At 34.0% G+C, this 21,591-nt stretch carries 22 protein-coding genes and 1 pseudogene; 17 read left to right on the top strand and 6 right to left on the bottom strand.

Annotated features, from left to right (window positions below):
* The first annotated feature begins 1 nt into the window (after position 1).
* From H6F32_RS06835 to H6F32_RS06815, 5 genes and pseudogenes are all read left to right on the top strand, one after another.
* Positions 2 to 1,270 (top strand): diguanylate cyclase, encoded by a 1,269-nt coding sequence (locus H6F32_RS06835; protein ID WP_190368583.1) that lies wholly within the window; start codon positions 2 to 4, stop codon positions 1,268 to 1,270.
* Positions 1,271 to 1,439: 169 nt separating this feature from the next.
* A complete protein-coding gene (locus H6F32_RS06830) occupies positions 1,440 to 3,020 on the top strand; it encodes a CHAT domain-containing protein (protein ID WP_190368582.1) in 1,581 nt (526 codons plus the stop codon).
* A gap of 111 nt (positions 3,021 to 3,131) precedes the next feature.
* Positions 3,132 to 3,836, top strand: a complete 705-nt coding sequence (locus tag H6F32_RS06825) for a hypothetical protein (RefSeq protein WP_190368581.1) — start codon at positions 3,132 to 3,134, stop codon at positions 3,834 to 3,836.
* 395 nt (positions 3,837 to 4,231) lie between these two features.
* The gene (locus H6F32_RS06820) at positions 4,232 to 5,260 is read left to right on the top strand and encodes a bifunctional riboflavin kinase/FAD synthetase (protein ID WP_190368580.1); all 1,029 of its coding nucleotides are present in this window, start codon (positions 4,232 to 4,234) and stop codon (positions 5,258 to 5,260) included.
* A gap of 12 nt (positions 5,261 to 5,272) precedes the next feature.
* Positions 5,273 to 5,620: pseudogene (locus H6F32_RS06815) on the top strand (RNA-guided endonuclease InsQ/TnpB family protein); the annotation flags it as partial.
* 524 nt (positions 5,621 to 6,144) lie between these two features.
* Here the strand turns inward: H6F32_RS06815 and H6F32_RS06810 are convergent.
* On the bottom strand, positions 6,145 to 6,582 hold the full coding sequence (locus H6F32_RS06810) for a cupin (RefSeq protein ID WP_190368579.1): 438 nt from the start codon (positions 6,580 to 6,582) through the stop codon (positions 6,145 to 6,147).
* Between the two features lie 322 nt (positions 6,583 to 6,904).
* Here H6F32_RS06810 and H6F32_RS06805 point away from each other — a divergent pair, with 322 nt between their 5' ends.
* Positions 6,905 to 7,063 carry a hypothetical protein gene (locus H6F32_RS06805; protein WP_190368578.1) on the top strand — a complete coding sequence of 53 codons (159 nt, stop codon included), beginning with the start codon at positions 6,905 to 6,907 and terminating at the stop codon, positions 7,061 to 7,063.
* A gap of 67 nt (positions 7,064 to 7,130) precedes the next feature.
* Here H6F32_RS06805 and H6F32_RS06800 read toward each other — a convergent pair whose 3' ends face one another.
* From H6F32_RS06800 to sufB, 4 genes are all read right to left on the bottom strand, one after another.
* Complete coding sequence (locus H6F32_RS06800; RefSeq protein WP_190368577.1) at positions 7,131 to 8,396, bottom strand: cysteine desulfurase; 1,266 nt, start codon at positions 8,394 to 8,396, stop codon at positions 7,131 to 7,133.
* A 112-nt stretch (positions 8,397 to 8,508) separates the two neighbouring features.
* Positions 8,509 to 9,834, bottom strand: a complete 1,326-nt coding sequence (gene sufD / locus H6F32_RS06795; protein ID WP_190368576.1) for a Fe-S cluster assembly protein SufD — start codon at positions 9,832 to 9,834, stop codon at positions 8,509 to 8,511.
* Positions 9,834 to 10,619 carry a Fe-S cluster assembly ATPase SufC gene (gene sufC, locus H6F32_RS06790; RefSeq protein WP_190368575.1) on the bottom strand — a complete coding sequence of 262 codons (786 nt, stop codon included), beginning with the start codon at positions 10,617 to 10,619 and terminating at the stop codon, positions 9,834 to 9,836. The genes sufD and sufC overlap by 1 nt, the downstream gene beginning before the upstream one ends.
* 58 nt (positions 10,620 to 10,677) lie before the next feature.
* Positions 10,678 to 12,117, bottom strand: a complete 1,440-nt coding sequence (gene sufB / locus H6F32_RS06785; RefSeq protein WP_190368574.1) for a Fe-S cluster assembly protein SufB — start codon at positions 12,115 to 12,117, stop codon at positions 10,678 to 10,680.
* A gap of 237 nt (positions 12,118 to 12,354) precedes the next feature.
* Between sufB and sufR the strand changes: the two genes are divergently transcribed.
* From sufR to H6F32_RS06740, 10 genes are all read left to right on the top strand, one after another.
* On the top strand, positions 12,355 to 13,038 hold the full coding sequence (gene sufR / locus H6F32_RS06780) for an iron-sulfur cluster biosynthesis transcriptional regulator SufR (RefSeq protein ID WP_190368573.1): 684 nt from the start codon (positions 12,355 to 12,357) through the stop codon (positions 13,036 to 13,038).
* 103 nt (positions 13,039 to 13,141) lie between these two features.
* Positions 13,142 to 13,420, top strand: coding sequence for an AAA family ATPase (locus H6F32_RS20460; protein ID WP_242031069.1), 279 nt, complete (start codon positions 13,142 to 13,144; stop codon positions 13,418 to 13,420).
* 87 nt (positions 13,421 to 13,507) lie between these two features.
* Positions 13,508 to 14,371: an AAA family ATPase gene (locus tag H6F32_RS06775; protein ID WP_242031068.1), complete on the top strand. Its 864-nt coding sequence runs from the start codon at positions 13,508 to 13,510 to the stop codon at positions 14,369 to 14,371.
* 161 nt (positions 14,372 to 14,532) lie between these two features.
* Positions 14,533 to 15,171 carry a hypothetical protein gene (locus H6F32_RS06770; protein WP_190368572.1) on the top strand — a complete coding sequence of 213 codons (639 nt, stop codon included), beginning with the start codon at positions 14,533 to 14,535 and terminating at the stop codon, positions 15,169 to 15,171.
* A 75-nt stretch (positions 15,172 to 15,246) separates the two neighbouring features.
* Positions 15,247 to 15,528: a hypothetical protein gene (locus H6F32_RS06765; protein WP_190368571.1), complete on the top strand. Its 282-nt coding sequence runs from the start codon at positions 15,247 to 15,249 to the stop codon at positions 15,526 to 15,528.
* Entirely contained in the window at positions 15,513 to 15,746 is a 234-nt protein-coding gene (locus H6F32_RS06760; RefSeq protein WP_242031067.1) for a type II toxin-antitoxin system PemK/MazF family toxin, read from the top strand. Before H6F32_RS06765 ends, H6F32_RS06760 begins: the two co-directional genes overlap by 16 nt.
* Positions 15,747 to 15,759: 13 nt before the next feature.
* Complete coding sequence (locus H6F32_RS06755) at positions 15,760 to 16,119, top strand: hypothetical protein (RefSeq protein ID WP_190368570.1); 360 nt, start codon at positions 15,760 to 15,762, stop codon at positions 16,117 to 16,119.
* A 72-nt stretch (positions 16,120 to 16,191) separates the two neighbouring features.
* Positions 16,192 to 17,256 (top strand): AAA family ATPase, encoded by a 1,065-nt coding sequence (locus tag H6F32_RS06750; protein WP_190368569.1) that lies wholly within the window; start codon positions 16,192 to 16,194, stop codon positions 17,254 to 17,256.
* Between the two features lie 44 nt (positions 17,257 to 17,300).
* Positions 17,301 to 17,726 carry a hypothetical protein gene (locus H6F32_RS06745; RefSeq protein ID WP_190368568.1) on the top strand — a complete coding sequence of 142 codons (426 nt, stop codon included), beginning with the start codon at positions 17,301 to 17,303 and terminating at the stop codon, positions 17,724 to 17,726.
* A gap of 190 nt (positions 17,727 to 17,916) precedes the next feature.
* Positions 17,917 to 18,177 carry a hypothetical protein gene (locus tag H6F32_RS06740; RefSeq protein WP_190368567.1) on the top strand — a complete coding sequence of 87 codons (261 nt, stop codon included), beginning with the start codon at positions 17,917 to 17,919 and terminating at the stop codon, positions 18,175 to 18,177.
* A gap of 504 nt (positions 18,178 to 18,681) precedes the next feature.
* Here H6F32_RS06740 and H6F32_RS06735 read toward each other — a convergent pair.
* Positions 18,682 to 19,020, bottom strand: coding sequence for a DMT family protein (locus tag H6F32_RS06735; RefSeq protein ID WP_190368566.1), 339 nt, complete (start codon positions 19,018 to 19,020; stop codon positions 18,682 to 18,684).
* Between the two features lie 187 nt (positions 19,021 to 19,207).
* Here H6F32_RS06735 and H6F32_RS06730 point away from each other — a divergent pair, with 187 nt between their 5' ends.
* On the top strand, positions 19,208 to 21,583 hold the full coding sequence (locus H6F32_RS06730; RefSeq protein ID WP_190368565.1) for an ATP-binding cassette domain-containing protein: 2,376 nt from the start codon (positions 19,208 to 19,210) through the stop codon (positions 21,581 to 21,583).
* Positions 21,584 to 21,591 lie beyond the last annotated feature (8 nt).

Genomic DNA, 21,591 nt, shown 5'->3' with positions numbered 1-21,591 from the left:
AATGGAAAAAGATATTTTTAATCCCCAAAATTACACAGTTTTAATTGTTGATGATCTGATTCAAAATATTCAGGTATTAGCAACAACCTTAGAAGCTAAAGGTTATTCTATTACTTATGCTTTAAGTGGAAAAGAAGCCTTACAAAGATTAAAAGCTATTCAGCCAGATTTAATTTTATTAGATTTATTAATGCCAGAAATGAGTGGTTTGGAGGTATGTGAAGAAATTAGAAGAAATTCTGATTATTCCCATATACCAATTTTGTTTTTAACTGCTAGTCATGAAGAAGAACATTTATTAGAAGCATTTGAAAAAGGTGCTGCTGATTATATAACAAAACCCTTTAGAACAGCAGAGTTATTAGCAAGGGTACAAACTCATATTCAATTAAAATATCAAACTAAGAAATTGCGGGAAAGTGAGAATAAATTGAATACTATTGTCACTTATATTAAAGATGGAATTTTAATAGTTGATCATGATGGTGTAGTGCAATTTGTCAATCCGGCCGCCTTACAAATGTTTGATAAATCTTTTGATGATTTGTTATATCATGAATTAGGGATTCCTGTGGTAGTTGGTAAAGTAGCGGAATTGGATATTATTCGTGCTAATGGGGTGTTAGGAAAAGCAGAAATTACGGTTGGGGACGCAGAATGGTTAGATAAAAAAGTTTCTATTGTTTCTTTAAGAGATGTGAGTGAACGAAATCAAATTGAGAGAAAATTAAGGATAGCGTTAAATAAACAAAAAGTCCTGAGCCAAAAACTCAAAAAAATTGCTAATACAGATCCATTAACTGGCATTTTTAATCGTCGTCATATTTTATCAATACTGCAAGAAGAATTTAAAAGAAATAAACTTTATGATCAAACTTTTTCGTTATTATTGGTGGATATTGATCACTTTAAGTCAGTGAATCGTAGCTATGGAAATCCAGTAGGGGATCAGGTATTACAAGAAATAACGATATTTTTGGGAAATTGTTTACGCAGTGTGGATATGATTGGGCGTTGCGGGGGAGAGGAATTTTTAGCAGTGTTACCTGGAACAACTTTAGATGGTGCACTAGAACTAGGGGAAAGTTTATGTAGTAGAATTCGCAATTTAAAGATAGAAACTCGTGCAGGTTTTGTGCAAGTTACTGTGAGTATTGGTGTGACTGTGTATAGTTCTGAGGATAGTAATGATGAAGTGATGTTAAAAAGGGTTGATGATGCTTTGTATAAAGCTAAGGAATTGGGACGCAATCGCTGCGTGTTTAATTAAAAATAAATCCTGAGCAAAATTAACTTTTAATCCTGATGAAAAGACTTTTTTAGCAAACCCTAAATAGTTTAATATATCAAAAAATATCAAACTCAACTTGTTGATCCTTGTAGCAAGAAAACTGATAGCTACTAGCTAATATCTTCTATAATACCTGTGTTTTCAACCCATGCTCTGCCTGAATTTGGCCATTGATCGTTTAGTTAATACTGGAACTAATAACTTTGCCATTTGGGTAGTCAAAGCTCCCTACCCCAGTGGCTATGTTTTGCGCGACTGTGTATTTCCTGCTCAACTTAATCAAGTTTGGCAAGAATGGCAACAGCTATTTGCAACTACAACCGCTAAAGGAATTGCTTCCTTAGCATCAACATCTACATCAACAATGTTAACAGCTAGTAACAATACTAGTCCTTATAGTAGTAGGCTGATGCAATCTTTGGGAATTAGTCTATGGAATTGGGTATTTGAGGGTGTAATTCTCAGTATTTGGGAGCGTAGTTGCGGTATAGCAATTGGCAAACATACAAAACTACACTTGCGCTTAGAAATTAGAGATCCAGATTTAATCGCTTTACCTTGGGAAATTATGCAAAGGGAACCAGGAACATCAGCTATATCTCTTTCTCAGGAAATTCTCTTTAGCCGTACCACTAGTCAAGTTGAACCGTTACCAACATTACGCACAGAAAAAACTTTAAAGATTCTGCTGGTATTGGGTGATGATCATAAATTACAACTGGATCAAGAAGCTCAATTACTGGAGAAAACCTTGCTAGTTGCTAAGAGTGAAAATACTGCTAATTATGCACCTTGCACGGTGAAAACCTTAGTTAAACCTACGCCCCAAGAATTAACTCAGGAATTAGAAAAGGGCATATATAATGTATTTTTCTATGCTGGCCACGGACTACAGGCACCAGATGGAGGGTTATTGTTTTTAGGTAATCAGCGTAACATTAGTGGCCTAGAATTAGCACAGGTGTTGACTCGTGCAGGTGTAAAATTAGCAGTGTTTAATGCTTGTTGGGGAGCGCGACCAGCAGAAAACAATGATCGGGCTATTACTGGGAGTAGTTTAGCAGAGGTTTTGATTCGTCATGGTGTGCCTGCTGTGTTAGGAATGCGTGATGAAATCGCTGATAAGGAAAGTTATAGTTTTATTCAGAGTTTTGCTCAATCTTTGCGATCGCATAAATCCATAGATCAAGCAGTAGCCGCCGCTAGACAAGAACTATTAACATTGTATAAGTTCAATCAACCTGCTTGGACTTTACCCGTACTTTATCTTCATCCCGACTTTGATGCAGAACTGATTAAAAGTGTGGAGGAAGGTATTACAGAACTCCCAGATGCCGACATTTCTAGTCTCATTACTCCAGGGACAACGGCATATTTGCGATGCTTGGGGCGGGGAAAATCATCCCTAAATTTGGGAGGCAAAACTTGTTTATTGCGTTCTGGCGTGACTCGTATCGGTCGCACCAAAGATAATGATATTGTCATCCCTGAAAATTATATTTCCAAACGTCACGCAGAAATTTTATGCCGCAATATGGTGAATAATTATCAAACTACTTCTACCTATTATCTACAAGATTGCTCTACCTACGGTACAACCTGGTATTTAGCCGGCAATGGTTGGCAACAAGTCTTCCGGGAAGAAGTACCATTAAAATCAGGAATGCAATTAATGTTTGGTAGTAGTAGTAGAGGTGAAATTTGGGAGTTTATTCTCGAAGAACATTAAATCTATACCTGCTATCAAAATCAGATGTTGTCACAGTAATGATTTTGCGGAAACCTGATTTTTCAACTTGTATCTCAGAACAAGACCAATAAGTAAATTGTGAGAAAAAAAATGATCACTAATATTCAACAATTACATCCTTTACAACTTATGCCATCTTCCGTAGATTTAGAGTTATTAGCAACCCTCCTAGAACCAGAAGATGAAACCTATCCTTGGAATATATATGATGAATCAGCAGAAGAATATTTTGAAAATTTAGAACAACAAATAGAACTACAATGTAACTGGGAAGATATATCAGAAATAGGTTTAGAATCAAGGTCAATATCGTTTTATGAAACTTTAGATTCTCTATGGGATCAATTTAGCAATGAAGCACAGCAAGAACATATAATTTATGAAAAAACAGTTAATTATTTGCAAGAAGTTATCAAAACAATTTTAACTATTTCTGTGCCTGGTAATTTAATTAATAATATTGCGAAAAAAGTCACACAAGTATTTTCCCTGGAAAAGGCTACTCATGAAAAATTTAATTACGGAAAATCTAATTATGAAAAATCCACTAGCGAGAAGTTGGTAGAATGTGTGCAAAGTTTACTACCTAATTTAGATACAGATGATTTATTAGTTTTAGCTCGTCCTTTTGCTTATTCTATGCGTAGTCAAGAATCTTCTATATTAATAACCATGATGAATAATTTAGAAAATAACCATCGAGATTGGGTCACTTTATCAGAAATTGAACAGGCTAGATTAACTTTAGCTTTAACTGATTATGCCGTACAGCATCTTCAAAATATTGGTGATTGATAATTGGTAATTACACCTGTTGGATAATTAATGTAGAAACGTTCTATATAACGTCTCTACATTAATTATCAGCAATAGCTAAATTTGTGGGCATTAAGGTACAAATTGTGGAGGAAAGCCACACATCAAAATGTAGTTTTCTGGATTTTGAACCAATTAAAAATTACTGTAGTGCAAGCATCTTGCTTGCATCCATTATCCAAATTAAAAGCAGAACAGCTTAGTTAGTCCACTAAGGTGTAGCACCTTACCAAGCTAGAAATATTTGATTATCTTTTTAGTAACTATGGTTACATCAAAGGTATGGGTTTAGCAATGCTCCCCGCACTTCGCACCCTAGTTGATGGTACACTCAACTTAACAAGCTGTTGAATAAACCTACAATCCCAAATCCAGTGTTAAAATTGTCTCAAAATGGTTGTTCTGTATGGGTTGCTTCGTCATCCAACGAAGAACTATTAACACCCACTGCTGTAGCCCTTGGTAAGTTTGATGGTGTTCATCTTGGTCATCAAAGAGTCATTCAACCCATATTACACTCAGGATGCAGTCAAGAAACTCAACAAACTAATATATACACAAATACGTTGCAACGACTATACTCTACGGTTGTTACTTTTGATCCTCATCCCCATGAGTTTTTTACAGGTCAACCCCGTGCTTTGTTAACGCCTCTAGATGAAAAAGTAGCTGCACTGCGATCGCTAGGAGTACAACAATTAGTATTATTACCGTTTGATAGAGAATTATCTGCCCTTTCTCCCCAAGAATTTGTAGATAATATTCTCATTCAACAACTACAATGTCAAAAAATCAGTGTGGGAGAAGATTTTTGTTTTGGTAAAAAGCGTCAAGGTACAGCCCAGGATTTAAAAATACTTGCTGCTCAATATAATATACCAGTTACTATTGTTCCTATTAAAACAGATACAGACAGTTTAAATGTCTGTCCCGATGCTCCTATCAGTACCTCTTTAATTCGTGAAAATTTAGAAGCAGGCAATATTGAAAAAGCCAATCGTCTTTTGGGTAGACCATATACTCTTAATGGCATAGTAGTAGAAGGACAAAAACTAGGTAGAACTATTGGTTTTCCCACCGCTAACCTACAATTACCCAAGGATAAATTTCTCCCGCATTATGGAGTTTATGCCATTAAAGTTCTGATTCCTCAAAAAAGATCAGATATTTCCCATCAGGAAAAATTAGGTGTGATGAACATTGGTAAACGTCCCACTGTTAATGGTATAAACACAAGTATAGAAGTTCATTTGTTCAATTGGCATGGTGATTTATATAGACAGGAATTAATAGTACAACTAGTACAATTTCTGCGTCCTGAACAAAAATTTTCTTCTCTAGAAGCCTTAAAAAACCAAATTCAACAAGACTGTACCATTGCTCAACAAATTTTAAAAGTGTGATTAAATAATACTTTGAATGTTTCAGGAATGTTATCAAATCATAAATTAGCCCAAGCAATAGCTGATTGTGGGTTTTATGAGTTTAAGCGTCAACTAGAATACAAGGCTAAAAAGTTTGGTTGTCAAATCATAATTGCCGATAGATTTTATCCATCCAGTAAAACTTGTTCTCACTGTGGATATAAAAAAGAAAATCTTTCTTTATCTGAAAGAATTTATCACTGTGAGAACTGCGGTTTTGAGATGGATAGGGATCTAAATGCCGCAATTAAATTAATTTATCGCGTCTGGCTAAGGCGTGTAAGTCTACTGAGGGATAACCGCTCCCATGCTCCCATTGAAGTAGAAAGTAAAGTCTAGTTTTGTCTAGGTTTTATATAGCAGATAAGTATAAGAATATAATAAGGACTACGCGACGCTGCGCTATCGCTACTATACAGGCAAAGTCCACACTTCGACAGCCTCAGTGACTACCTGCGTGGACTAGGTAAAAACCAAGGATTTTTAACCTGCGTAGACGCGATTTCTAATCTTTACAAACATCCTCTCAGGGGGCGATCGCTACAAATGATTGAGAAAGAGCAAAAAGTGGCAAAAAATATCTCAAGAAAAAAAAGAGGGTTAATTAACATTAACTGAAAAGCTAACAATTACTAACAATTACCTAAGGGTTGCTGACTGTGCAAAGTCACACCTCTATGGTAACAATATTGGAACTTTGTGGTAAAATATCCTTGAAGTACAATATTAAGCTAATGTGCAGCACTCACTGTATAATTAAAAAACCTGAAGTTACAGTAGCACAAGCATCTTGCTTGTATTAATTATTCAAGTTAAAGGCACAACAGCTTAGTAGGCAATATGCCCATACTACCAGAATTTTGTTATGAATCAGAAAAACTATGATCTCTAAATAATTTTTGCGCCCAATCTATATCATAAGGTAAAGGAGGTTTAATGGGACGATAATCTTTTTCATTAGTTTGTCCATGATGTAAAACAGCATTCACAATTAGACAGGGTTCTTCACTTAAATTAATTGCACCATGTAATACTCCTGGAGGAATGGTAATAATTTTTGGTTCTCTTTCACTCAAAAATATATATTGATATTCACGTTTGTGTAAACTAGTTATTAAAATTTGTCCTTTTACTACTAATAATTGATCTGTTTGATGTCTATGGACAAACATATTATCTATGAAATTACCAGCAATATGTACTAGAGTAGTTTGATTACTATTAGCTAAAGAGTAGAAAGAAACCATTCCGACTTTCATGGATTCTAATTTTTGAATGTTAATGCTTTTACTGCAAGTCATTTTCATACCTCGTGATTATCCTAATGTGGTTAAATCTAGCGAGCGTTTCATGAGAAGCAAGTAGTACAAAATCTCCGTTTATAGTATAGGAGAATGTGAAGAAAATCTTGATTATTTTATTCTATTTTGACTGTGACTTTAAACACATTAGTTTGATTTAGTCCTAGATTATTTCATGAAAATTAATAATAAAAAGTATATTTGGTAACAGTAATGATAATTTTGATAGATTTAATTAGGGTTTGCTGATAGCCAAGCGTGGCCTAAGCCATATCTGATCTGAATAGGAATTACGCAAGATTAATTAATGGTAAGTAAATATATGCCCAAATTATCACAGCATAAATCATCTCATAGGAAACTTAAACGTCAACTTTTTATCGTCATGTTGATAATTTTTGCTTCGAGTGTTGCTATGGGATTTATATTAGGTTTGGCAAGTAATGTTCATGCTGTAGTGCCTACTAATATTGGTACTTAGGAGAAAAATTGAAACATCCCCAACTTGTTCAAGAAGTGGGGGATCTTGTTGTGGAATATTGATTTTTTTAGTCATCAAAAACACTAGCAAAGAAGTCCAGAGTATCTTTTAAAGCATTAATAAACACATCAATTTCCGCATGATTATTGTAAAAAGATAGACTAACTCTTGCTGTTCCTGCTAACCCTAAATAACGGTGTAAAGGTTGGGTACAATGATGGCCAGAGCGGATAGCTACACCTTCTTGATCTAACAAAGTTGCTAAATCATTAGCATGAACACCCTGGGCTGTAAAAGCTGCTAAAGCGGCTCTACCTTCGCCATGAGCATCGGGTTTGGGTCCGTAGATTCTAATTTGAGGTATTTGGGTTAATTGCTCGAATAAATAAGCTGTTAATTGGGCTTCATAGGCATGAATTTGATCCATACCTATATTAGTAAGATAATCTATAGCGGCACCAAGAGCGATCGCTTCGCCAATTGCGGGAGTACCGGCTTCAAATTTATGGGGTAATTCAGCATAAGTGGAATGATCTAAATACACTTCAGAAATCATTTCTCCACCGCCCAAAAATGGGGGCATTTCCTCTAGTAATTGTAACTTACCATATAGAAAACCGATGCCAGTAGGAGCGCACATTTTATGGCCAGAAGCCACCAACCAATCACAATTTAATGCTTGAACATCAATAGGAGTATGGGGAACACTTTGACAAGCATCCAATAAAAATTTAGCGCCATATTCATGGGCAATTTCTGCTATTTCTTTAACTGGGTTAATGCAACCCAAAGTATTAGAAATATGCACAATGGAAACTAACTTTGTTTGATGAGAAATCAGTTTTTTGAACTGTTCTAAATCAAAAGTTTCATCAGGAGTTAATTCAACGAATTTTAAAACTGCGCCAGTTTTTTTAGCCACAAACTGCCAAGGAACAATATTACTATGATGTTCCATTACAGACAGGATAATTTCATCTCCTGCTTGTAAATTATTCATACCCCAACTATAAGCCACTAAATTAATAGCTTCAGAAGCGTTGCGAGTGTAAACAATTTCCTGACGAGAATTAGCATTAATAAACTTAGCGATTTTATCTCGTGCAGCTTCATAAGCATCAGTAGCTTTTGCACTTAAAAAATGTGCGCCGCGATGAACATTTGAGTTATATTGTTCATAATAATCACGCCAAGCATTTAATACAGATAAAGGCTTTTGAGAAGTAGCAGCATTATCGAGATAAACTAACGGTTTACCGTGAACTTCCTGATGTAAAATAGGGAAATCAGAACGGACGATATCAGCAAGAGATTTAGTAGAAGTCAAAGTCATAATTAATAAATCAAGTAGTTGCGCTTTAGCGCGAAATTTTGAAAATTCGTAGTTCAGATAAGGAATGCAAGCAGGATGCTTGCACTACTTTAATTACAGGAAAAATTCAACCTTATTTATCTGTGAGACTAACAACTTTATTTAATAGTTTATCTCGCAAAGAAGCAACAGGAATAAAGTTAATAATTTCCGATGCGAAAGCATTAACTAATAACTTGCGTGCATTATGTTCATCAATACCACGACTTTGTAAATAAAAGATTTCATCATCTTCCAATTGACTTACCGTAGCACCATGAGCACATTTAACATTATCAGCAGTAATTTCTAATTGAGGTTTAGTATCAATTCTCGATTTAGATGATAACAATAAATTGCGATTTAATTGGGCAGCATCCGTTAATTGTGCAGGTTTAGGGACGAATATTTTACCATTAAATACACCATGTGCGCGATCGCTTATAATGCATTTATGCAATTGTTTACTCACACCATAAGGATGATTTAAAGATAAAGCACTGTGAGTATCAGCCAATTGTTTATCAGCGATAACCGTCAAACCATTTAAAGTAGTTTCAGTTTGTTCACCAGTTTGTAAAATCTCCAAATTGTGACGAGAAATCTTACCACCAATAGTTACAGAATTACAGCTATAACGACTATATCGAGCTTGAGTTACAGCAGTTTTACCAATATGAAAACCAGCATCACTTTCTAAAACAACGCGAGAATGATGTACTTGAGCATTTTCATTTACCCAAACTTCAGTAACGCTATTTTTCAGATAAACTTCTTGTGCAGAAGACGCTACATACTCCTCAATTAAAGTTACCTGAGAATTAGATTCAGCTATTACCAAACAACGAGGTTGAGAAATAGTAGCAGCATTAGCAGAAACGGAAATAAATAATAGATGAATGGGATTTTCCACTATCACATTTTTACCAACCCATACCACAGCCACATCATTTAAACCAGCAGTATTGAGAGCGGTAAAAACTTCCTTTTCCCCCTCAGCTTGGGCTAAATATTCCTGAGCCACTTGAGTAGGTAAAACATCCAAATTACCAATTTTCACCCCAGTAGGTAAATTAGAAACTTCCGATAAACTAGCAGCAAAAACACCATTAATAAAAACTAAACGATGTCCAACATCAGGTAAAACAAAATCATCTTGTAGGGACAATTCATCAATTGTCCCTACATTCTTGAATGTTACCTTCTTTAAAGGAGACAAATCAGTAAAACGCCATTCTTCATCGCGGGTATTGGGAATGACAGAATGGCGAACCCAACTAATAGCACCATCCCGCAAATTTTGTAACGAACTATCATTTTTATTGGTAGTTACCTGACTTAATAAACCAGTCAAAAATGCATCTCTATCTAACAAGAGATTAGCTTCATTTAACATTTCTACATTGATAGGAATAGTCATTATACAGCCACTCCTAAAACTTCTTCTAAAACCCAATCATAACCACGAGATTCTAACTGTAGTGCCAACTCCTTACCACCACTCTTAATAATTTGTCCCTTAGCCATAACATGGACAAAATCAGGGACAATATAATCAAGTAGACGTTGATAATGAGTAATCATAATTGTGGCATTGTTTTCATTAGTTAATTGATTAACACCATTAGCCACAATTTTCAAAGCATCAATATCCAAACCCGAATCAGTTTCATCCAAAATAGCTAAAGTAGGTTCTAAAATAGCCATTTGTAAAATTTCATTGCGCTTCTTTTCACCACCAGAAAAACCCTCATTCACACTGCGGCCAAGAAAAGAAGAATTCATTTTTACAACTTCCAACTTTTTCTCAACCAAATCATCAAAATCGAAAGCGTCAACTTCCTCCAAACCCCTAGCTTTCTGACGAGAATTATAAGCAACCCTTAAAAAGTCCAAATTACTCACCCCAGGAATTTCCAAAGGATATTGAAAAGCCAAAAACACACCACTTCTAGCCCTTTCTTCCGCTTCCATTTCCAGTAAATTTTCACCTTGGAAAATAATTTCGCCACCAGTCACAGAATAAGCAGGATGTCCAGCTAAAACCTTAGAAAACGTACTCTTACCAGAACCATTAGGACCCATAATCGCATGAATTTCACCAGCGCGAACCTGCAAATTTAAACCCTTTAAAATTTGAGTTCCATCAACATCAGCCGTCAAATTCTTCACCGACAAAATCAAATCACTATTCTCAACAATCATCTTCTCTTCCTCTCTTTCTTTGCGTCTTTGCTTCTTTGCGACTTTGCGCGAAACTTCCTTACCCAACACTACCTTCCAACTTCAAACTCAACAACTTATCAGCTTCCACAGCAAATTCCATAGGTAACTGATTAAAAACATCCTTACAGAAACCACTAATCATCATAGAAATAGCATCTTCTGAAGAAATACCACGTTGAGCAAAAAAGAACAATTGATCCTCACCAATTTTAGAAGTAGATGCTTCATGTTCAACCTTTCCAGTATTATTTTGAACTTGAATATAAGGAAAAGTATTAGCTTGAGCATTATCTCCTATTAACATAGAATCACATTGAGAGTAATTTCTCGCGCCTTTTGCTGTGGGATTAATTTTCACCAAACCGCGATAACTATTACTAGAATTACCAGCAGAAATACCTTTAGAAATGATGGTACTGCGGGTATTTTTACCAACGTGAATCATCTTAGTTCCAGTATCAGCTTGTTGCTTATGATTTGTTAATGCAACGGAGTAAAATTCACCCACAGAATTATCACCAACTAACACACAACTGGGATATTTCCAAGTAATAGCTGAACCAGTTTCTACTTGAGTCCAAGAAATTTTAGAATTGACACCTTGACATAAACCCCGCTTAGTTACGAAATTGTAAATTCCACCTTTACCATTTTCATCACCAGCGTACCAATTTTGCACAGTGGAATATTTAATTTCCGCATTATCTAAAGCCACCAATTCTACCACAGCAGCGTGTAATTGATTGGTGTCGTACATGGGTGCAGTACAACCTTCTAAATAAGAAACATAACTACCTTCATCGGCCACAATTAATGTCCTTTCAAATTGTCCTGTTTCTCCGGTATTAATGCGGAAATAGGTGGACAATTCCATGGGACATTTTAAGCCCTTGGGAATATAAACGAAAGAACCATCACTAAATACAGCTGCATTTAAAGCAGCAAAATAATTATCAGCAATAGGAACTACGCTACCCAAATATTTTTTAATAAGTTCTGGATATTCTTGTAATGCTTCAGAAAAAGAGCAGAAAACTACGCCATCTTTAGCGAGTTTTTCTTTAAATGTAGTGGCTACAGAAACGCTATCAAAAATCGCATCAACAGCAACATTACTTAATCGCTTTTGTTCATTTAAAGGAATACCTAATTTCTCGAAGGTTTCCAATAAAGTAGGGTCAACTTCATCTAAACTTTTGAGTTTTTCTTTCTTTTGTTTTGGTGCAGAATAATAAATGATATCTTGATAATTAATTGGCGGATAATTGACATGAGGCCAAGTTGGTTCTGTCATTTTCAGCCATTGATGATAAGCACGAAGACGGTACTCTAACATAAATTCTGGTTCGTTTTTCTTCGCAGAAATTAGGCGAATAACGTCTTCATTTAGTCCACGGGGGATAGTATCGGTTTCGATATCAGTGACAAAACCGTATTTGTAAGGTTGGTTAACTAAGGTTTTAACAGATGCGCTCATCGGTTTGTGTGTTCTCTAGTGTTCTCTTTCAAGGATAGGCAACGGAATAGGTTCAGCTTTTTCCCGTTGTTGTGAGCGATTTCTCACAATGCTGCTAAAATAGTGGAAAAGACTAAAGCAACTCGGTTGTTGTTTAATCTATTTTTTCATTGTACGCTAGATTAGCAACAACTATGTTGTTTAAGTCAAATTTTTCGGAAATTTTTTGGAACTTTGTTAGAAAGTATTAGGACGAACATGGCTACTACCCAGCAGTCCTCCACCAAGCAGGATATTTTAGAGTATTTATTAAAACAAGTACAAGCTACGGCTTTGGAACTTGCGGATGTGTTAGATGTTAGCCCCCAGGCTATTCGTCGTCATTTGAAGGATTTGGAAGCGGATGATTTAGTGATATATTTGATACCAGAAAATCCTGGTATGGGTCGGCCGCAACATCTTTATCAACTAAGTCAGCGAGGAAGGAAGCAATTACAGAAGAATGTCACCGGTTTAAGTGATAGTTATGGAGATTTTGCGGTTTCGCTACTAGACACTTTAGCGGAAACTGTGGGAAGTGAGCAGGTTAAGACGATTTTACAAAAGCAGTGGGAGCGTAAAGCGTTGGAATATCGCGCAAAGGTGGGTACTGGTTGTTTGCGGGAAAGGGTAGAAAATTTGGTGGAGTTGCGAAAGTCTGAGGGTTTTATGGCGGAGTTTCATCCAGTAGATAATAATATTAATAATGGTGAAAAGTTGGTTGAGAAATATATTTTTATGGAACATACTTGTGCTATTTCTAATGTGGCGGAGTCGTTTCCTAGTGTGTGTGGTTTGGAGTTAGAAATGTTTGCGGCTATTTTACCTGATTGTAAGGTGGAAAGGACTCATTGGTTGATTAATGGGGAACATCGTTGTGGTTATTTGGTGGAGAAAAGTTAGGTATATTTGTAGCTTATATACCCATTCAAAAACAATTTCCATCCTGCTGCTTTGTGGGAATAAGTAAGTTTAAAACCACAGGATAATCAGAAAATAAAACTATATGTTAACGGAATTTCACCTGAGCAATTTCAAAAGTTACAAAACTAGTAGTTTACCATTGGGTCCATTAACTGTACTCATAGGAGCTAATGCAGCAGGTAAAAGTAATGCTATAGAAGGATTACGTCTTTTATCATGGTTAGCACAAGGACATAAACTCTCTAGCATTCAATATGAAATAAATAACACAGAAGGATTAATACGCGGTCGCATCAATGATTTATGTTATCAGGGTGAATCAAATTTTACTTTGGGTTGTAAATTAGATATACCGGAATAGAATGAATTAAACATTACTCTCAATATCAGAGATGGAGAATTACACATTATTGGGGAAAAAATTATTGATGCTAATAATACTGTACCTTTGTATGAATCAGAACAACCATCCCAAGGCATAAATACAGATGTTAGTGTAAATTATAATAACTTTACTAGGGGTAAAAATAAGCCCAAAATTACTTGTAATGACCAAATGACTATATTTGTACCACTAGATAGCCCTGCACGCTTTGATAGTAAATATGAAACATCACAAAATAAAATACCTGAGATTGTACAAGAATACCAAAGGGTGTTAAATAACATCTTGTTTTTAGATCCTGTTCCTGCAAAGATGCGTGAATACAGCTTTAAATCAGAAAAAAAATTACAGGAAAATGGTACAAATCTTTCCAGTGTTTTATATCGTTTGTGGCATGATCAACCAACAAATCAAGATATTATCTTAAATTTTATTCAAAGCCTACCAGAACAAGCCATAGATGGGCTAGATTTTCTCCTTGGTCCAAGGGATGAAGTGATGGTCAAACTGGGAGAAACTTTTGGAGATCAACATCGTTACTGTGAAGCTGCGTTACTATCAGATGGTACTTTAAGAGTATTAGCGATCGCTGCTGCTATGTTATCAGCCACCGAAGGTAGTTTAGTAGTGATTGAAGAGATTGATAATGGAGTTCATCCCAACCGCGCTAAACATCTACTGAGTAATATCAGAGAAATTGCGGAGAAACGTAAATTAAGGGTATTACTTTCTACCCATAATCCTGCGTTAATGGATGCTTTACCAGATGAGGCTTTAGGAGATGTAGTATTCTGTTTTAGAGATACCCAAGAAAGTAATAAAGGTAACAGTAGTTTAATTAAATTAGGAGATAGGTTAGATTTTCCCAGTCTCATTTCCCAAGGAGAACTAGGACATTTAGTAACTGCTGGTATAATAGACAAGTAACGATTGATGTTTATACTCTTGCTGCTTCTTTATATTATGCAGTTACAGGTAAACGTCCTGAAAGTTCGCTGGATAGAAAATTATATAATAAGCCGTTAATTTCTCCTAATAAATATGTTGTTGGTATTAGTAATGAGTTGAATCGGGCAATACTTAAAGGTATGAATTTAGAAGCGGAAAATCGTCCGCAATCTATGAGAGAATGGTTAAAGTTATTACCTGATGTTAGTAATCAGGTTTATCAGGTTAGTCAAAAAATAGAACATCAAACAATTAGGACTGAGAAAACATTTCCTGTTATTGTAGGTGCTAATAATTCTCCTGATGTTAAGTTAAATAGTAAGAATATTCCTTCAGTTTGGTTAAAATTCATGAGCTTACATTTGACGATAGTTTTTTTACTATATCATCATTCAAATTATGATTATATTGTTCATCAAAATTTAGGCTTTGCTTTCTTTACTACTTCCTTTACTAATTTAATTATAGCTTTAGCTTCAACTTTGCCTTTACCTTTGGTACTTGCTTCAACTTTACCTGTAGCTGTGGGCTTTACTTTTATAATTTGTTCGTCCTTGATCGCTAATTATACTATATCTTATACTGTTGTATCTTTATGTATTGTCATATTTTTCATTATTCAACTTTATTTGGTCAACATTTATCGTCAAATCCATAAGCATTTAAGCCAATATCCTAGCAAAGATTATAAATTTTTAGTTCTAATGGGTGTATCTTCATTAGGCTTATTTTTAGGCTGGCTAATTTATCAATTATTCCCCATATTTGGACATCGTTAAACCCTTGAATTTCTTATGCTCTTATGATACAATATAATCGAGTTACCAAAATATAACTACATAAATACAAGGAATATGAACAACCTATCAATTCCAGTGACAACATTACAAGAAGCATGGGAACAAGGTTTACAGCAAGGTTTAACCCAAGTTGCTGTAAATATGTTACGAGAAGGTATTGATTTAGATTTTATCGTCAAACTAACTGGACTGCCATTAGAAGTAGTTACAAATTTACAAACTGTTGATATAGATGATGATAAAATATTAGTTAAAAATTTTTTAGAAATGAGTGAATCATCATTAAATAAAATTTGGCTTAATCCAGAGGAAGACGAAGCATGGAAGGATCTATAGAACATTTAATTAAAGGTGATGTGATATCTGTTCCTTTTCCTTTTTCTGATACATCTACCACTAAGAAACGTCCAGCTTTAGTTATAACTGAATCGGACAATAATAATATTATAATTTGTCCCATTACTAGTAAACCCGGACGAGATTATGAAATTAAGTTAGAAGATCAGGATTTTAGACTTGGTAAATTAAATTTAAGTCCTTGCTATATTTTTTAAAATTTATACGGTTTTGCACAATACTCGTGTTATTTCGGAAAATATTATGGTTGGTATGATATTAAATAGCTTCTCCCTCTTTTTAATTACACCTTATGTAACTTGGAGTTGGCCATCAAATTTGTGTATATTTATATTTTTATTATGTGCTGGACTACTAGGGCTTTTTTATAGTTGGGTTTCTGCTTTTGTATACATTGGATTTGTTATTATTCATCTTTTAATTTCCTTTGTTTATGTTGCTATTCATGAAGAGTTAAGCAAGTCTTTCAAAAAATGGCATCAAGAAATAATGATACTTTGCACATCTTGGTTAGGTATATTTTTAGGCTGGTTAATTTATCAAATCTTCCCAATATTTACAAATCGCTAAACCTGTAATTTAGATCCCCAACTTCTTTTAAAATCACTATATATTGAAGAGAGGAGAAAAAAGTAAATTATTATGAAAGTTCAAAACATTAAACTCAAACATTTTAAAAAATTTCGAGATCAAGAATTAGATTTTACTGATCCTGAAACTGGTTTAGCAGAGGATTTAATAGTTCTCATCGGTGTAAATGGTGCAGGAAAAACCAGCATTTTACAAGCTATTGCATCCACACTAGGTACAGCTACCAAAAGATTAAACAAACCTGCTGATTTAGATTGGCCAGGATTTAACTATCAATTATTAGGTAGTAATTGGCGTGGTTCTCCCACCAATGTTACTATTAATGTACAATTTTCTAAATCAGAACTGCAAGCTATCAGCGAATTTCACCAAAAATTACAAGAAATGGGACGCGATTTACCAGTTCCTCCTGCTCAACAACATTTTGTTACTTTAAAATGGCAAAGTGAGAATGTTACAGCTAATAGTGCAGCAGAATTGTTTCAATTTAAAGGACGAGAATATGCTAAACAATTATCTCGTTCAGAAGGATTTTCAGTGTTTGAAAAAGTGGGAACAGTTTTTTGGTACACAGAACAAAGAACAGCAACCAGTTTAACTCCTGAAGATCCAAAAAATCAATTAGAAATTACAGAAGATATTTTACGCGATCGCCTAGCAAAATGGCAAATGATTCATGAGAAATATAGAAAAAATGGTAAAAGTTTTCGTCCAGAAGCAAAAGATTTATACGCAGAAATAGCCAGAATTTATCAAACTGTTTTTCCAGGACGTGAATTTGCAGGTTTAGAAATGCGAGATAATATTGATGATCTTCTTACTGAACCTTGGTTTTATCTTTACAACAGTAGAAATAAAACTCACTATGAATTTTCTGAAATGTCTGGAGGAGAACGTGCTACATTTCCTATACTTCTGGATTTTATGAATTGGAATATTCATAATTCAGTGATTTTAATTGATGAAATAGAATTACATTTACATCCACCAATGCAACAGGCTTTACTCAGAAATTTACCCAAATTAGGTAAAAATAATCAGTTTATTATTACAACTCATTCTGATTATGTAGCGCAATTAGTACCTGAATCATCTATCAGAATTATAGAGGAGTAAAATGGATAGAAGACGCTGCAATTATTTTACAAGATTATCAAGCTGTGCGATGGGCTTTAGGTAATTTATGTCAACTTAGTGCTAGTAGAAAACATTTAATAACACAATGGACTAAAGATACAATTCCAAATTCTCTGAGTTTATCTGATTGTAAAAGTCAGGCTTTATCTTTAATTAATGACTTTAAAAATGCAGTTGCGGAAGTGACAATAGATAAGTTTGAAGAGACGCTGGAACAGTATTTACAGCTTTTTCATCAACAGGAATTTTGGCAACAAAAGCAGTATTTAGTTTGGTTTAATGGTAAAGATATTTACAAAGCAATGCACAAAATTAGTGAAGATAAAAAAAGACCATATAAATCATATATTTCTATGGATCAATTTTCCGAAAAATGGGCAATTAATAATATTGATATTTATCAATATCCTGATTTAATTGAGTTACAAAATAAAATAGAACAGCTTTAGAAAAAATATTAAAAAAAAGTATCTATAGAACATTTAATTAAAGGTAATGCGATATATCTTCCCTATAAAAATAAAACTCTGCGTCCTCCGCGTCTCTGCGTGAGAAAAAATAATCCTCATAACTCAACAATTACCATAATATGATTTAATATCATAAACACAACTTACAATAAACACACTTTTAAACCTTATGGATATTATACCCAATCAATCCTCCACCGAATTTTTAACCCCTGATGAATCTGCACAAGTTGACGCAGCTTTATTATCTTCCCCTGAAAAATTCTTAACCAGATTAACCATTTCCTCCTTACGGATTTTACAACATATTGCCAAAGAATATGATGTTTCTATTGAAGAATTGACAGCAAAACAAATCATTACTTGGTTTGAAGTTGATGGAAAAATTAGAAGAGAAAGAGGTATAGAAGAAGCATTTTTAAAATGGTAGAGAATATCATTCTCCTAATATTTTGCTTGTTATTATAGCCTTTTCCCATGTCAAGAAGTACAGAATTATCCACTTTAACTCTGACTTCTTGTACCTTATTTATAGATTACTGATAAGTAAAAATTATCTAATATTAGAAATACTTTTAAAATTTATAATTTACAAATATTTACAAATATTTTTATTAACCTTCCCTTAAATTTATCTTAATCTCTTATTGAGAAGAATTTCTATTTATTAACGATCTTGCAATACTTTCAGCGATTTGGTATAATTTAGCAAAATTTTTAGAATGGGTTATTATTGTCAATTTATCAACCTGCTGCATAGATAATTCTGAAAGTCATTATTCATAAGCATTTGAGAAATAGAGTATGGAAAAAATAGCCAGGAGATTTTCCCCGTAAAAAGGGGTTTTTCCCATAAATTTCACAAAACAATTATTAAGTTTTATAACAACAAAAAAAGCACATTTGACAAATCAGATATTTTATAGTATTATTTCTATCTCCTATCAGTAAAGATGAGATAAGCTGCACCAGAAAGTAACATTGCTGCTAAGAAATAATTACGAGTAACAGGTATTTTCATATACCAGACACTAAACCCAGCAAATACAAGCATAGTAATAATCTCTTGTAAAACCTTTAATTGCGGTAAACTAAAATATTGAGAACCTATACGGTTTGCAGGTACTTGAAAGCAGTATTCTAAAAGAGCTATTGCCCAACTTGTAATAATTGCTACCCAAATTGGCGCGGAACGTAAATCTTTTAAATGTCCGTACCAAGCAAATGTCATGAAAATATTAGAAATCAGCAATAAAATTATGGGTTTAAACATAGTGGGGTAATTAATCAAAGATTAATATAACTTATCATTTTTATTTCTGACAATTTGTATAAATTTGTATAGTTGATTTGATTTAATCACCTTTTCGGATGTAGAATATTTCCAAATATTCATCATATTCATCAAAAATATCAAAAGTTAGGTTAATTTTTCTCACAACCAATATCACAACTAGTCTATGTCATACCAACCAGCACAGCATCCTACTATTTTAAACAGTAATCCTTATCTTGAATTAAATAATCAAGGTAAAATTTTACAGTTAAATTTGCATAAACCTCAACACACTTTAGGACGGGATCCTAGTGCTGCTGATTTAGTTACTCCCCAAGATTGGAATTTGGTTTCTCGTATTCAAGCTGTATTGCGTCAAGAAGGTACAGAATATCGCATTTATGATGGAGATGGTCAAAAACCTAGTAGTAATAAATTATATGTTAATCATTCTTTAATTACTGCTACTCAAGGTTATTTATTAACCAATGGCACAGAAGTTCAAATTTCTCAAAATCCTCATAAATTAATTGTTATTAGATACATTAATCCTAATAATATTCAGGGTATTTCCATACCAACTAAAAAGAGTGTTTCTTTAAAACAAAAATCTGTTTTAATTGGACGAGATCCTACAGCAAATTTATGTTTAGATGCTCCGACAATTTCCCGTCGTCATGCCACTATTGATAGTGATAATAGGGGACGTTATGTATTACAAGATTATAGCACTAATGGGGTTTTTATTGATGGTCAACAAGTCAAAGGTAAGGCAATTTTAAATAATGGGGCAAAAATTAGAATTGGACCGTATACCTTAGTTATACGTGATGACAATTTAGAGATTTTAGATCAAGGTACTCACATTAGATTAGAAGCACAAAATTTGATTTTAACAACTAATGGTAAAGTGAGAATAGATGATTTATCTTTTGCTATTGAACCGGGACAATTTGTGGCTTTAGTGGGAGGAAGTGGTGCTGGAAAATCTACTTTAATGCGGACGCTTTTAGGCATTGAAAAAATTACTCAAGGTATGGTTTATTTGAATGGGGAAGATTTAGAAAAAAACTTTAATTTGTATCGGAATCAAATTGGTTATGTTCCCCAAGATGATATTATTCATCGAGAATTAACTGTTGCAGAAGTTCTCACTTATGCTGCTAAATTGCGTTTACCTCCTGATATTAATTTACAGGAAATTGTGGAACAAGCATTAACAGCAATTAAAATGAATCATCGTCGTAATGCGTTAATTAGTGATCTTAGTGGTGGTCAAAGAAAACGAGTAAGTATTGGTGTGGAATTATTAGCTGATCCTAAATTATTCTTTTTGGATGAACCAACTTCAGGACTTGATCCTGGTTTAGATAAACAGATGATGCAATTATTAAAAGAATTAGCTCATCAAGGAGGAAGAACGATTATTTTAGTAACTCATGCCACGGCAAATATTACAGAATGTGATAGAATTGTCTTTTTAGGCATAGGGGGTAAATTATGTTATTTTGGTGATCCTCAAGATGCTTTAAATTTCTTCCAAGTTAAAGATTTTGCAGATATTTATATTAAGTTAGAAGATGAACAGGAAGCGATTAAGTGGGTGCAAAAGTTTCGCCAATCTCATTATTATCAATTATATGTTGCTAGTCAATTAAATTCAGGGATGAAAGCACAGTCAAGTATTCCTCCCCAACAGAAAAAAGTCTCATTTTGGCAACAATGGTTTTTATTAACACAACGTTCTGGATTATTAATTTTTAGGGATAAAATCAATCTCTTTTTATCGCTTGTAACTGCTCCCATTGGTATTGGTTTAATTACTTTAGCAATGAAAGATAAAACTCCTTTTGTTGCAGATGGTGAACCAGAAGCGGGTTTAGCGTCTTTAGCTTTGCGGGTTTTATTTGTATTTACTTGTGCTGGTTTATGGGTAGGTTTTTCTAGTTCTTTACAGGAAATAGTGAAGGAGTCAGCTATTTATTTACGAGAAAGATTAGTTAATTTAGGATTATTTGCTTATTTGGGTTCTAAAATTACGATTTTATCAAGTTTAGCACTAGTACAAACTTTGTTAATTGTGATGATGATTCTGATGGGTTTTAAATCTCCTAGCCCATCATTAATTTCTTGGAATATGGGATTATTTATCACTAGTTTTTTAACATTATTTGCTAGTTTTAGTTTGGGGTTATTGGTATCAGCTATTGTCAAAAATAGTAGTCAAGCAAATAGCACTTTACCACTGTTAATTTTACCGCAAATTATTTTTTCAGGGGTGTTATTTAAAACTGAGGGAGTTGTGAGTAAAATTCTGTCATGGTTAATGATTAGTCGTTGGTCTGTTGGTGCTTATGGAACAATATTAGATGTTAATGCTTTAGTTCCAGAAGCGGTTAAATTACCTGATGGGAGTTTAGTTCCTCAGCCTTTTGAACCGACACCCATTTATGATCCTACCTGGGGAAATTTAAGTTTAAATTGGGGAATTTTGTTGTTACACGCGACGGTTTATTTATTGATAACTTTGGGTTTACAAAAGCGGAAAGATATTTTTTAGTATTAGCA

The organism is Anabaena sp. FACHB-1237, assembly GCF_014696225.1.
Taxonomy (GTDB): domain Bacteria; phylum Cyanobacteriota; class Cyanobacteriia; order Cyanobacteriales; family Nostocaceae; genus FACHB-1237.
Note: the sequence above shows the minus strand (reverse complement) of the source record. Positions and strands in the feature narration are given on the sequence as shown.